Annotated in this window: 10 protein-coding genes and 1 pseudogene; all 11 read left to right on the top strand. The window is 61.5% G+C overall.

Features of this window, described 5'->3' with window-relative positions; translation table 11 throughout:
• The first annotated feature begins 12 nt into the window (after window positions 1-12).
• The 11 genes and pseudogenes from ACI3L3_RS14575 to ACI3L3_RS14525 all read left to right on the top strand — a co-directional run bounded on the left by ACI3L3_RS14575 (window position 13) and on the right by ACI3L3_RS14525 (window position 14167).
• Window positions 13-537 (top strand): PH domain-containing protein, encoded by a 525-nt coding sequence (locus tag ACI3L3_RS14575; RefSeq protein ID WP_404845880.1) that lies wholly within the window; start codon window positions 13-15, stop codon window positions 535-537.
• Window positions 538-847: 310 nt separating this feature from the next.
• Window positions 848-2467, top strand: coding sequence for a hydroxylamine reductase (gene hcp / locus ACI3L3_RS14570; protein WP_404845879.1), 1620 nt, complete (start codon window positions 848-850; stop codon window positions 2465-2467).
• 174 nt (window positions 2468-2641) lie between these two features.
• Complete coding sequence (locus tag ACI3L3_RS14565) at window positions 2642-3199, top strand: cytochrome c3 family protein (protein ID WP_404845878.1); 558 nt, start codon at window positions 2642-2644, stop codon at window positions 3197-3199.
• A gap of 43 nt (window positions 3200-3242) precedes the next feature.
• Entirely contained in the window at window positions 3243-4631 is a 1389-nt protein-coding gene (locus ACI3L3_RS14560) for a multiheme c-type cytochrome (protein ID WP_404845877.1), read from the top strand.
• A gap of 194 nt (window positions 4632-4825) precedes the next feature.
• Window positions 4826-5584 carry an ATP-binding protein gene (locus ACI3L3_RS14555; RefSeq protein ID WP_404845876.1) on the top strand — a complete coding sequence of 253 codons (759 nt, stop codon included), beginning with the start codon at window positions 4826-4828 and terminating at the stop codon, window positions 5582-5584.
• 329 nt (window positions 5585-5913) lie between these two features.
• Window positions 5914-6960 (top strand): annotated as a pseudogene (locus tag ACI3L3_RS14550) (cache domain-containing protein); the annotation flags it as partial.
• A 24-nt stretch (window positions 6961-6984) separates the two neighbouring features.
• Entirely contained in the window at window positions 6985-8676 is a 1692-nt protein-coding gene (locus ACI3L3_RS14545) for a methyl-accepting chemotaxis protein (RefSeq protein ID WP_404846050.1), read from the top strand.
• 99 nt (window positions 8677-8775) lie between these two features.
• On the top strand, window positions 8776-9462 hold the full coding sequence (locus ACI3L3_RS14540) for a flagellar brake protein (RefSeq protein ID WP_404845875.1): 687 nt from the start codon (window positions 8776-8778) through the stop codon (window positions 9460-9462).
• A gap of 18 nt (window positions 9463-9480) precedes the next feature.
• Window positions 9481-10338: a damage-control phosphatase ARMT1 family protein gene (locus ACI3L3_RS14535; protein ID WP_404845874.1), complete on the top strand. Its 858-nt coding sequence runs from the start codon at window positions 9481-9483 to the stop codon at window positions 10336-10338.
• A 182-nt stretch (window positions 10339-10520) separates the two neighbouring features.
• Complete coding sequence (locus tag ACI3L3_RS14530) at window positions 10521-11933, top strand: sigma-54-dependent transcriptional regulator (RefSeq protein ID WP_404845873.1); 1413 nt, start codon at window positions 10521-10523, stop codon at window positions 11931-11933.
• Between the two features lie 212 nt (window positions 11934-12145).
• A complete protein-coding gene (locus ACI3L3_RS14525) occupies window positions 12146-14167 on the top strand; it encodes a methyl-accepting chemotaxis protein (RefSeq protein WP_404845872.1) in 2022 nt (673 codons plus the stop codon).
• Window positions 14168-14171 lie beyond the last annotated feature (4 nt).

Below are 14171 nucleotides of genomic sequence, written 5' to 3'. Positions count from 1 at the left end.
AGAGGATTTTTCATGACCAAGATTTTTCCCGTACCCATGCGCGGTGTGGTGATCGGCCTGTTGCTGGTCTTTGTCGCCGCCGTCACTGCCGCCACGGTGTGGAGCTTCCGCTCCGGCATCATGTGGACCGGCATATGTCTGTTGGCTGTAGCGGTGCCCATTACTGCGCTGTATTGGTACATGCTGTATATCAACCCGTCCCGCACCCGCGTTATGGTGGATGAGGGCCGCGTGTTCGTTGAGGCCCCGCCGTTTTTGCGCGCCAGCGTGACGCTGGACAAGGTGACCCGCGCTTTTGTCACCGACCTTGAAACGGACGAGACCCTTTCCCCCATGAAGAAGGACCGCTGTATGGCCTACTTCGGCTACCGCTCCGGCATGTTCACGCTGCCTGCGGGACGTGAGGCCGTGGTGGTTTCCCGCTCCAAGCGCGTTCTGTGCCTGAAAACCCCGGACCTGTTCTATGTGCTGGGACCAAAGGACGTGGACGAGCTGGTCGAGGCCGTGCGGGAATACATTCCTGTGCACGAAGGCTAACGCATCTGAAAATCACGTAGAAAAGCGCCGGGGCAACCGCTCCGGCGCTTTTTTTGCGCTTTTTCCCGGCCCGATGTTGAGCGGTGGGGGGACTGTTTCATGCCGGGAGAAGTGCGCGCAGGCACAGGGGTTCCGGGAGGTTGCCGTCCTGTACAGCGGCTTGTCGAGGGCAGGTTTCCCGCCTGCGTCGTAAGGAAAAACGCAACGAATTCGGCCCAATTGACGTAGGTCAAAGTTCCTGTTCCCCTCTACGGGTAGAAAAGTGTGGAAAGGCAAACACGACCACCACCATCCCGAAAAGGAGGGACCTATGTTTTGTTATCAGTGTGAACAGCGTGCCAAAGGCTCGTGCACCAAGGTAGGCGTCTGCGGCAAGCAGCCGGACGTTGCGGCCCAGCAGGATCTTTTGACCTACCTGCTTCGCGGCATTGCCGTGGTTGCCGTGGAAGGGCGGCGCGTGGGCGTGACCGACATTGACGCCGACCGTTTCGTGGCCAGCGGGCTGTTCTCCACCCTGACCAACGTGAATTTTGACCCCGCGCGGTTTGACAGGCTTATCCCCGAGGCCGTCCGCCTGCGTGAGGGCCTTATTGAAAAGGTCGCCGCCGCTGGTGGCCGCGCCCAATACACCGAAGGCGCCGTGACCTTCACCCCCCGCGCCGGTGCGGACCTGTCCGAAGAGGGCGAGCGCTGCGGGCTGACCGTGGACCACGCCGAAAACGACGATATCCGCTCCCTGCAGCATACGGTGCTCTTTGGCCTGCGCGGCGTTGCCGCCTACGCCGACCACGCCCGTATCCTCGGCAAGGAAAGTGACGAAGTTTACGCCTTCCTGCATGAGGGGCTGGCCGCTATCTATCAGGACCTTGACCTGAACGCCTGGGTAGGCCTCACCCTCAAAACTGGTGAAGTAAACCTTAAGGTTATGGAACTGCTGGACGACGCAAACACGTCCACCTACGGCCACCCCGTGCCCACCAGCGTGCCGCTGGGCCACCGTGCGGGCAAGGCCATCCTCGTCTCCGGCCATGACCTGAAGGACCTGCGCGACATTCTGGAGCAGACCGAGGGCAAGGGCATCAGCGTGTACACCCACGGCGAGATGCTCCCCTGTCACGGCTACCCCGAGCTGAAGAAGTACTCGCATTTCTACGGCCACTACGGCACGGCGTGGCAGAACCAGCAGCGCGAGTTTGCAGACTTCCCCGGCGCTATTCTGATGACCACCAACTGCATCCAGAAGCCCATGCCCAGCTACATGGACAATATCTACACCACCGGCCTTGTGGGCTGGCCCGGCGCCCAGCACGTCACCAACGGCGACTTTGGGCCTGTGATTGACAAGGCGCTGGCTATGGACGGCTTTGCCGCCGAGGAAGACAAGGGCGCGGTCATGACCGGCTTTGCCCGCAACGCCGTGATGGGCGTGGCAGACACCGTCATAAGCGCCGTGAAAAGCGGCGACATCCGTCACTTCTTCCTCGTGGCAGGTTGCGACGGCGCCAAGCCCGGCCGCAACTACTACACCGAGTTCGTGGAAAAGGTGCCAAGCGACTGCGTGGTGCTGACCCTTGCCTGCGGCAAGTTCCGCTTCTTCGACAAGCAGCTGGGCGACATCGGCGGCATACCGCGCCTGCTGGACGTGGGGCAGTGCAACGACGCCTACTCCGCCATCCGCATCGCCACCGCCCTTGCCGAGGCCTTTGACTGCGGCGTAAACGACCTGCCGCTGTCCATGGTGCTGTCGTGGTACGAGCAGAAGGCCGTGGCCATCCTGCTGACGCTGCTGTACCTTGGCGTGAAGGATATCCGCCTTGGCCCGACGCTGCCGGAATTCCTGACCCCCAACGTACTGAACGTTCTGGTGGAGAATTACGACATCAAGCCCATCGCCACCCCGGATGAGGACCTGAAGGCTATTCTCGGCTAATCACGGCCCCTTCCAGTATGAGTATCGCGGCCCCGCACACCTTGTGCGGGGCCGCTTTGCGTTGTGGTAAGAAAAAGTCTGTAAAAGGGTGGCCGGGAGGCATTTTGATATGTATAACGGTATACATTGTGTTTTTTATAGGGATGGAATGACTATATCTCAGGGAGTGTATCCATGAGAAAGTGGACGAAGCCGACGCTTTGGGTCGTTTTTGGTGTCCTTATCTCATTTCCGATCTTTAGTCTGACGTATTATACAATGGTCAGAACCTCCACGCCTCAATTCTGCGCATCCTGTCACGAAATCGAATTTGCCTACAATACATGGCGGACCTCAAGCCACGTGAACAACGGTCAGGGGGCCGTGGCGGACTGTATGGACTGCCACCTTCCCGCGCCGCAGGACACCGTGAACTTTTTCTACATGAAAACGGCCCACGGCATCCGCGACGTGGTGCTGCACTTTGTCAAAGGTTCGGAGGCCTACGACAACGCCGTGCAGCGCGAAAAGGCCTACAAATCCTTCAAGAACGCCCAGTGCCAGAAGTGCCACCGCAACATCCTGTATATTCCGGACAAGCGCGGGGCCATGCTGGCGCACCGGACGGTGCTCTATGCGCGCGAGGGCTACGAGAAGAAGTGTGTCGATTGTCATAGAGACTTGGTCCATAACGAGCGGCCATTCTATGACTTTAAGCAATTGCGGCCCGATGCCTCACTGGCCGGGTTGTAGATGAGGATGTGGATGCTATTCGGACCCAGCTGACGGAGGAGCTATGAACACACGAAGAGTATGGGGAACCGTCGTCGTGGCCGCCGCGCTTGTGGGGGGCTTCGCCATTGCGGCGTGGGCGCAGAACTTTCCAAAAGCGCGTGAATTCCGGTTGGAGCGCAGCATGCCCAAGCAGGCCGAAGCCTGCATTGAGTGCCACAAGGTGGAGCACCCGGGTCTGTTTGCGGACTGGGCGCGCAGTCGCCATGCCAATGCGGGCATAACCTGTCTGGATTGCCACCTTGCCGACCCTGTGGACAAGGACATCAGTCAGGAGCACTTCAAACAGTACGAAAACAGCGATTCACCATGGGGCCGCAGGGAATACCGCGTGCCCGTCGCCGGTGTGGTGACGCCCAAGGACTGTTCGCGCTGCCATCCTGACGAGGTGAAGCAGTACAGCCGCTCCAAGCACGCCAACACCGTAGAAATCATGTGGAAGCTGGACCCGTGGCTGAACAAGGGCATGAACTCCGACAACGAGCGCAAGACGGGCTGTTATTACTGCCACGGCACCGTGCTCAAGATGAAGGACGGCAAGCTGGACCCGGCCACGTGGCCCAACGTTGGCGTTGGCCGCGTGAATCTTGACGGGTCCCTTGGCAGCTGCACAAGCTGTCATACGCGTCACCGCTTCTCCGTAATGGAGGCGCGCAAGCCGGAAGCCTGCGGGCAGTGCCACCTTGGCCCGGACCATCCGCAGATTGAAATCTATACGGAATCCAAGCACGGCGACATCTACAACACCTTCGGCGACGAATACACATGGGATTCCGCCCCCGGTACGTGGACACCCGGCGTGGATTACCGCGGCCCGACGTGTGCGTCGTGCCATATGTCCGGCTCCGGCAATGTGAAGACCAGCCACGACGTAACCGAACGGCTGTCGTGGGAGACGCAGGCCCCGCTGACGGTGCGCCCGCAGGACTTTAAGCCCTTCCCGGCCAAGACGGACTGGAAGACCGAGCGCGACAAGATGAGCCAAATCTGTCAGCAGTGCCACGGCGAAAAGTGGGTGAACGACTTCTATGTGGACTTCGACAAGGCCGTCGAGGAATACAACGAAGCCTACTTCAAGCCCGCCAAGGCCATGCTGGACAAGCTGTACGAAAAGGGCCTGCTGAGCAAGGAGACCTTCTTCGACGAAGAGCTGGAAGTGGAATACTACGAGCTGTGGCACCACGAGGGCCGCAGGGCGCGCATGGGCGCTGGCATGATGGCCCCGGACTACGCATGGTGGCACGGGTTCTATGAGTGCAAGCACCGCTTCAACCGGTTTATGGAAGGGGCCAACCACCTCATCGACACCGGCGAGAAGGCGTACGTGTATCCTACGTTCCCGAACACCGGCGGCGACACCACGCGTCCGCCCGAAATCTTCAACAAGCAATAACGCCGCACCTGCGGCACTGGCCCCCCTTTCGCCCGGTGGCGGAAGGGGGGCTTTTTTCGCCTCAGTCGCACCTGTTTGACATGCGTCAAGGCGGCGGGAGACCACTGCGGGCACTATGGGCTCACACGGCGGGCGAAAGGCCCGTCCACGAACCAGCGAAAATGTGCGCCGGATGCGGCGAGGAGGAATAGACCATGAGGAAGATCATCCGAAAGATTATTGAAATAGACGAATCCCTGTGTGATGGATGCGGGCAGTGCATCCCGTCCTGCGCCGAAGGCGCGCTGGCCATCGTGGATGGCAAGGCCAAGGTGGTAAAGGATATGTACTGCGACGGCCTTGGCGCTTGCCTTGGCGAGTGCCCGCAGGACGCCCTGCGCATTGTGGAGCGCGAGGCCGACCCCTTTGACGAGGAAGCCGCCATGGCCCATGTGGCTCGCACCAAGGAGCAGGAATCCCCGCTCGCCTGCGGCTGTCCGGGAAGCGCCATGCAAACCCTGAAGCCCGCTGGCGGCTGCCCCGGCGCGGCGCTCCAGCATATGACGCCTTCTTCCGCCGCCCCGGCCAGTGCGGATACGCCAGAAAGCCAGCTCTCCCACTGGCCTGTGCAGATTCGCCTTGTGCCGCCCCATGCGCCGTTCCTGAACGACGCGGACCTTGTGGTGGCGGCGGACTGCGCCCCGGTCGCCATGCCCAACTTTCATGACCGCTATGTGCGAGGCAAGGTTGTCCTCATCGGCTGTCCTAAGTTTGACGACGCGCAATACGCCCAGCGCTTCGCGGAAATATTCTCCACGGCGCGGGTGCGCAGCGTGACGGTTGTGCGTATGGAAGTCCCGTGCTGCCAGGGCCTGCCGCGCGCCGTAAAGGATGGCATCGCCATGTCCGGCAGCGGCGTGACGTATAATGAAGTTACAGTCACCCGAACCGGAGACGTCATCGAATCCACCTAATCCCTTTTCCCGCCCGCACACCTCGCCCCCGCTCACACCCCGTGAGCGGGGGCCTCCTTTTTCCTCCCCATACATAGGATTCTTAAGGATGAAATCCTTAAGCCACCGGAGGTATTGAACCATGGCGCAACACCTCCACCGCCCGCCATCACCACCCATCCCCCCCCTCGCCATCACCACCCATCCCGCCCTCAGCCCACAACAAACGCCCCCACTCCCACACCCCCCGCCAGCGTTGTGAGAATCCACCATGCTGTGCTACCATCCGAAGTTGGGGGACTGTCTTATGCGTGCCGCTGGCACGGAGCTTAGGTCAAAGGGGGCCAATCATGCGTTTGCTCGCGAACATCAAGATGAAGCCGAAGCTGACGCTTTTGCTTCTGTGTGCGGGATTGGTGCCGCTGCTATTCATCGGGTGGTGGGCATCAAACAAGGCGACACAGGCACTTATGGAAAAATCGTATGGGCAGCTCCGCTCCATGCGCGAGATAAAAAAGGCGCAAATCACGCGCTATTTCTCGGAGCGGCAAGGGGATGCCGGAGTCCTTGCGGAAACGGCGGCCACGCTGCGCCGCGAGGCCATGACCAAACTGCGCTCCGTGCGCGATGTGCGCCAGCAGCAGATTGAACGCTTCTTCGCCGAGCGTCTCAGCGATATGACCGTTATGGCGGAAAACCCCACCACAGCACAGGCGTACGCGGCCTTTGTGCGCGCCTTTGACCCACTGGCGCAGATGCGCGGCGATGGGGAAGGGCGCTTTGTGGCGCCGCAGGAGTACCGCGCGGTGCACGAACGCTTCGCGCCGATGTTTGAAACCTTTGTCAGCGCCTACGGCTACTACGATGTGTTCCTGCTGGGGCCGCGCTATGGCGATGTGGTGTATTCCGTGGCCAAGGAGGCGGACTTTGCCCAGCGGGTGGGCGAGGTGGACTCGCCCCTGCGTGATGTGTGGACGCGGGCCATGGAGGAAAACCGCGCGGTGCTGTCCGAAATGCGGCCCTACGCCCCAAGTGGGGGATTGCCGTCGCAGTTTGTGGCCGCGCCCATCCATGGGGCCGACGGCGGCATCGTTGGTGTGGTGGCGGCGCAGGTGTCCTCGCAGGCCGTGGCGGAAATCATGGAGCAGCGCAGCGGCATGGGCGAAACGGGCGAGGTGTACCTCGTCGGTCCGGACTACCTGATGCGTTCGGATTCGTATTTGGACCCGCAGGGGCATTCCGTAGCGGCGTCCTTTGCCAACCCGCAGCAGGGCAGCGTGCGGACCACGGCTGTGCGCCGCGCGCTGGAGGGCGAAACAGGGGCGGATGTGGTGCGCGACTACAACGGCAATCCGGTGCTGTCCGCCTTTGCGCCGGTAGAGGTTGGCGGGCACACGTGGGCAATTTTGGCGGACATCGACGTGAGCGAAGCCTTCAGCCCCAAGGACGAGGACGGCACCTACTTCTACAAGCGCTATGTGGAGCTGTACGGCTACTACGATTTGTTCCTGTTCACCCCGCAGGGGGACGCCTTCTACACCGTGGCGCAGGAGGCTGACTATAAGACGAATTTCATGGACGGCGAGTACGCGGACTCCAACCTTGGGGAGCTGTTTCGCCGCGTGATGGAGACCAAAGCCTTCGGCATGGCGGACTTTGCGCCGTACGCGCCGAGTAATGGCGAACCGGCGGCCTTTATTGCCCAGCCCATCGTGCATGGCGGCAAGGTGGAGCTTGTTATTGCGCTGCAGGTGTCGCTGTCGTCCATCAATGCCATCATGCAGGAGCGTGAGGGCATGGGGGAAACCGGAGAAACCTACCTCGTGGGACCGGATAAGCGGATGCGTTCGGATTCCTTTTTGGACCCGGAGGGGCACAGCGTGCTGGCGTCCTTTGCCGGAACGGTGGCCAACAACGGGGTAGACACCAAAGCCGTGGCGCTGGCGCTGGCGGGCAAGGAAGGGGCCGAGGTCATCAAGGACTACAACGGCAATGATGTGCTGTCCGCCTTTGCTCCGGTACAGGTGGGCGGGGCAACGTGGGCGGTGATTGCGGAAATTGATTACGCGGAGGTGCTCGCCCCTATCCGCGCGCTGGCGTGGTCCGTTGCGTACACGGGGTTGATTATCGCGGCCGTGCTTGTGGTGGTGGCATTTGTGCTGGCAACGGGCATTGCGCGGCCGCTGACCAAGGGCGTGGAATTTGCCCAGCAGGTGGCGCACGGCAACCTTGGCGCGACCCTTGATGTGCAGCAGCGGGACGAAGTGGGCCAGCTTGCCGCCGCACTGCGCGATATGGCCGGACGTTTGCGTGAGATTGTGGGGGATGTGCAGTCCGCCACGGATAATGTGGCCGCAGGCAGTGAGGAACTGTCCGCGTCGTCCGAGAGTCTGTCGCAGGGGACAACGGAGCAGGCCGCGTCCGTGGAAGAGGTGTCGTCCAGCATGGAGCAGATGGCGGCCAACATCCGGCAGAACGCCGAAAACGCGCGCGCCACGGAAGGCATGGCCGCAGGCGCGGCGCAAAAGGCGCAGGATGGCGGCGGCGCTGTGCTGCAAACCGTGCAGGCCATGCGCGACATTGCGGAGAAGATTACCATCGTGGAGGACATAGCGCGGCAGACGAACCTGCTGGCGCTGAACGCCGCCATTGAGGCCGCACGCGCTGGTGAGCATGGCAAGGGCTTTGCCGTTGTGGCCTCGGAGGTGCGCAAGCTGGCCGAGCACAGTGGGCAGGCGGCAGCGGAAATCAGCGAGGTGTCCGAGCGCAGCGTCAGCGTGGCCGAACAGGCCGGAGAGCTTCTGAAGGAACTGGTTCCGGAAATCCGCAAGACGGCGGACCTTGTGCAGGAAATCGCCGCCGCCAGCGAGGAGCAGAACGCCGGGGCCGGGCAGATTAATCAAGCGATTCAGCAGCTTGACCAAGTGATTCAGCAAAACGCGTCGGCCTCGGAGGAACTGGCGTCCACATCCGAGGAACTGGCGGGACAGAGCGAGCAATTGCGGCGGACCATGGGCTTTTTCCATGTGAATGGTTCCGGCGCTGATGAGGCGCAGGCCTTGCCCCAGGGCGAGGATGCACCGGATGGGGCAGGGGCGTTTGAGCGGTATTGACCGCGCAGGGCAGGGCGGCGCGCCGCCCGCCATTTTGGCGTAGGACACGGGCAGGGGCGCGGCGCCCCTGCCTTCCCCCAAAAGACCGGGAGATAACGAGTGGCGCAGCAACGAAAAGGCTCGGAAACACACGACGCCGCGATGCTCAGCATCAGCATTGGCACGAAGATTCTGGTGGAACCCGCCGGTATGGGCGACAGGTTCAAGTCGGACTTTGTGGGCATGGTCCGGGGCAGCTACCTCATCGTGAAAGTGCCGAGGATACCGGGGCTTAACGACTTCCTGTACGTGGAAAAGCCCGTGACGGTGCGTTATCTGCACGAGGGGCAGGTGTATGGCTTTGGGTCCGAGGTGGTGTGGAATCTGTCCGCGCCGTACCGCCTGCTGTTCCTCAAATATCCGAAGAGCATCGAGTCCCTGAACCTGCGCAAGGCCCAGCGCGTGGACTGCTTTTTGCCCATTGAGCTTGGCGGGGCGGGGAGCGATGGAGAGTACATCCGCGTAACGGGGATGATGCTGAACCTCAGCGCCGGCGGCTGTCAGCTTGTGCTGGATTCCAAGGAGGATGAAAACGGCCTGCCGTCGTTCTCCGTGGATGAAAAGGTGGAGCTGACCTTCACCATGATGGGTACAGACATGCCCATCGCCCTCACGGGCAAGGTGAAGAACATTTCCCTTCATAAAAATCGGATGTATATAGGCCTCATGTTTCAGGACATGGTTGACGAACACCGTCAGGCCATCAGCAGCTATGTGGAGAATGTGACCGATTATCTCATGGAATAGCCCGAAAAGTAGGAGCGAATGCATACATCACTTGATTGCCTGCCGTGTTTTTTGACGCAGGCGCTGAAAGGCGCGCGCCTTGCCGCGCCCGCGCGTGAGGATATCCACCAGCGTGTGGTGCAGGAGTGGGCGGCGGAATTTGCCAATCTGGACCTGACGCTGTCGCCCCCGGCATTGGCCGGGCGGCTGTACGCCTTGTTGGCTGACTCCGTTGGCGATGTGGACCCCTTCCGCGGGTATAAGGAGCAATCCAATATGCAGGCCCTGCGCCTGTTGCCCCGGCTGGATGCCTTGGTGCGCCAGCAGGCGGACCCGCTGCGGGCCGCCCTTGGCGTGTCCATCATCGGCAACTACATGGATGCGGGCGTCCAACTGGTGGTGGATGTGGAAGACGCCCTGTCGCGCGAGGACATCGGCGCTGTGGATGATGACACCTACGTTATGCTCCGCCAGCGCCTCACACCGGGGGCCAGCGTGATGATTCTGGGCGACAACGCTGGGGAAATTGCTTTTGACACCCTGCTGGTCCGCCGGTTGGCCGAGGCCGGGTGCGTGGTGACCTACGTGGTGCGCGGCGTGCCCATTATCAACGACGCCACCATGGAGGACGCCCGCTTTGTGGGTATGACGGACCTGTGTGAGGTGGTCTCCTCGGGCGTGGATACACCGGGCACAGTGCTGGAGCGCTGCGCGCCGGGCTTTGTGGACCGCATGGCGTCGGTGGATGTGGTGCTGAGTAAGGGGCAGGGCAATTTTGAGGCCCTGCGAGATAATTTTGCCGACGCGTTTTTTGCCTTTAAGGCCAAGTGCCCCAAGGTGGCGGGGCTGTGCGGCGTGCCGCAGGGAACGAGCATGCTGCATTACGAATCCTCCTGACATTTTTAAGGATACTGCGCCCTGAGCGCCCCGGCATCGTTTGGCGATGCCGGGGCGCTTTTTTTGCGTGGCGGCAGTGCGAAAAAATCGCACAGGCGTTGGCGCAGGGCCGGAGATGCGGTAGAATACAAGGTCACTATCTATGCCCAGTGTATGGCGTATGGAGCAGAAAGGGGAGGCGTATGGCGCGGGTTCTGGTCGTGGATGATGACCCGTTTGTTCGGGACTACATGAAAAATGCCCTGACGCGGCAGGGGCACGACATCACGGCGGCGGCGTCGTGCGAACGGGCGCGTGCGGCCAGCACGGCGCAGGCGTTTGATATTGTTATTTTGGATGTGCGCCTGCCTGATGGCGATGGGCTGGCCATGCTGCCTGCGCTGCGGGGGCGGCATGGCGGGCCGGAAGTCATCGTCCTGACCGGGGCAAACGACCCGGACGTGGCCGAACGCGCCATGCGCGGCGGCGCGTGGGACTTTATCGTCAAGCCCTGCTCGCTGGACCGGATGACGCACTCCCTGCGCCGGGCGCTGCAGTACCGGGGCCAGCGCGATTCGGGCAGTGCGCCGCGCCTGCATGGGTGCGACATTGTGGGCAGCAGCCCGGCCCTGCGCGAATGTTTGGAACAGGCGGCGCGCGCGGCGCAGACGCGGGCGGACGTGCTCATCACCGGCGAGACAGGAACCGGCAAGGACCTCATTGCGCGGTGCATCCACCGTTCTTCGGCGCAGGCCAGTCGCCCGTTTGTGGTGGTGGACTGCGCGGCGTTGCCGCAGGGGCTGGCCGAGAGTCTGCTCTTTGGGCATGTGCGCGGCGCATTCACCGGGGCGGATACGACCCGCGCGGGACTCATTAAGCAGGCGCACGGCGGCACGCTCTTCCTCGACGAGGTGGGGGAGCTGCCCCTTGATGTGCAGTCCACATTTCTGCGCGTGTTGCAGGAGCGGCGCTTTAGGCCCGTTGGCGCCTCACACGAGGAGGAGAGCGACTTCCGCCTGATCGCCGCGACCAACCGCGACCTCGACGTGATGACCGCCACGGGCGCGTTCCGCGATGATGTGCTCTTTCGGCTCAAGTCGCTGGTGCTGCGCCTGCCGCCGCTCAGGCAGCGGCGTGAGGATATTGCCTCTTTGGCCGTGTACTTGCTGGCGCGGCTGGCGCATGAGGCAGGCGAGCCGGTGAAGGGGGCCAGCCCGGAGTTTTTGGGCGTTTTGGCAGCGTCGGATTGGCCGGGAAATGTGCGCGAACTGCGGCAGGTGCTGGGCGCCGCGGCCCTTGCGGCGGGGAGTGAGCCAACGCTGTACCCGCACCATTTGCCCGTAGAGTTCAAGGTCCGCTATGCGCGCTGCGCCGTGGGCGATACGGCGCAGGCCGAGCAGTCCGCGCCATGCGGCGGTGATGCGGTGGAAGTGTTTCCCGGTCAGCCATGGAAGGAGTATCGGCGCATGGTCATGGAGGACGCGGAGCGGCGGTATATTCGTTCGCTGATGGCCTTTGTGGAGGGCGACGCCAAGCGCGCCATGGCGCTTTCCGGCCTCAAAACCGCACGCTTCTACCAACTGCTGCGGCAGTATTGGCGGCGGGAGGATCTGTAGCGGTTTGCGATTTTGTCGCAATGCAGTGTGATGTTATCGCACTGTACGCTGTAGGCGCAGGTGTCGTGCAGGTGGTGGCTCTGTAAGATGCTGAAATGTAATGCATACAGCATGATCAATATTTGGAACACTTCTTGATGGTGCGGAGGTAGTGTGTAGTGTTCGCATGCCCGTGTGGTCGCGGGCCGGACCAATAAACCGGAGGGGTCTTCATGTTTAAGAACTTGAAGCTCGGCATCAAAATGAGTCTCGGATTCTGTGTGGTCCTTGTGCTCACTGTTGTTGTGGCGATGGTTGGCATTCGGGGCATGTCCGCCGTTGGGGAACGGGTGGTCAAGGCCGACGGGGTCAACCGCATTGTTAAGGACCTGCTTGAAGCGCGCCTTCATGTGACCCAGTACATGATGGATCAGGATGATGCGTCCAAGGCCGAACAGGAGAAGCTGTTCAAAGGAATCGTGGCCGAAACCAAGGAGCTGCGTTCCACATTCAGCGATCCCGTGAACATTGAGCAGGCCGACGCCATTATTGACAAGGTGCAAAGCTATTCCGATGTGTTTGAGGAGTACGTGTCTCTGCAAGGAGAACGCGATGATATTATGAACACCATGCGCGACCTTGCGGACCAAGCTCTCATCCAGTGCGAGAAAATCAGCGCCGAACAGAACAGCAAGTTCCGCAAAATGCAGCAGTCCGGAACCGCATCCGTGGCAGAGCTGAACTCCAAGCTGGCCAACGCCGATGTGGCGGAAACCTTCATTCAGCAGTTTAAGGACATCCGCAAGAACGAGAAGGAAGTCATCATTACCGGCGAGGACCGCTATTTCCAAATGGTGACGGAGGGCGTGGAATTTATTGTAGGCAAGGCGCAGGAACTGCAATCCATCTTCAAAGACCCTGTGGACATTGAGGCCGCAAAGGGGGTTGAGGAGGCCGTGAGCAAGTATTACGCCTCCTTTAACGAATATGTGAGCAAGATGCGCGAACAGGACGAAGCCACAGAGCGCATGGTCGCCGCCGCCGAAGAGGCGCGCAGCGTCTGTATTGAGGCGCGTGACGACCAGAAGATGAAGATGGACGCCCAGATGGCGTCATCCAATTCCATGGTCTTTACCGGCGCTGGTGTGGCGGGTGTTATCGGCATACTGGCCGCCTTCCTCATCACGCGGGCGATTACGGTCCCCGTGCGCAAGGGCGTGCACTTTGCCCAGACCATCGCGCAGGGCGATCTTGATGCAAGCATTGATTTGGAACAGCGCGACGAAATCGGCGCACTGGCCGACGCCCTGAAGAATATGTTGAAGCGTCTGGCTGGAGTGGTGGGCGACGTCCAAAGCGCGGGCGAGAATGTCTCGTCCGGCAGTCAGCAGTTGTCGGCTTCGTCCGAGTCCCTGTCGCAGGGGGCGACGGAACAGGCCGCATCCGTTGAGGAAATCTCCTCCAGTATGGAAGAGATGACCGCCAACATCCGCCAGAATGCGGAAAATGCCCTTGAAACCGAAAAAATGGCCATCCAGTCCGCATCGGACGCCGAAACCGGCGGCAAGGCCGTTATCGACACCGTGGAGGCCATGAAGCAGATTGCCGACAAGATTTCCATCATTGAGGAAATTGCGCGGCAGACCAACCTGCTGGCCCTTAACGCCGCCATCGAGGCCGCCCGCGCTGGCGAGCACGGCAAGGGCTTTGCCGTTGTGGCCGCCGAAGTCCGCAAGCTGGCCGAGCGCAGTGGCGCCGCCGCGGCGGAAATCAGCGAACTGTCGTCCTCCAGTGTGGAAGTGGCCGAACGGGCCGGGAATATGCTGTCCAAGATGGTGCCGGACATCAAGCGCACCGCCGAGCTGGTGCAGGAAATTGCCGCCGCCAGTAACGAGCAGAATTCCGGCGCGGAGCAGATTAATCAGGCCATCCAGCAGCTGGATCAGGTGGTGCAGCAAAACGCCGCCGCAGCCGAGGAAATGGCGTCTACGTCGACGGAACTGTCCAGCCAGGCCGAACAGCTCCAGCAGACCATGGCGTTCTTTAAGCTGAAGAGCAACGGCTCCGGCGCATCCCGCGCGTTGCCGTCGCGTTCGGCTGGGGCCAACCGTCAGCTCAGCGCGGCAAAGCCCATCAGTGGCGGGTCCAAGCCCAAGGCGTCCGGTGGCGGCGGGGCATCCTCCGGTGGGTCCGGCGGCAGCGGCATCGCCCTTGATATGGACGGAGACGCTGACGACGACTTCGAGCGCTTCTAGTCAG

Source organism: Desulfobaculum sp. SPO524, assembly GCF_044987625.1.
GTDB lineage: Bacteria > Desulfobacterota > Desulfovibrionia > Desulfovibrionales > Desulfovibrionaceae > Desulfobaculum.
Note: the sequence above shows the minus strand (reverse complement) of the source record. Positions and strands in the feature narration are given on the sequence as shown.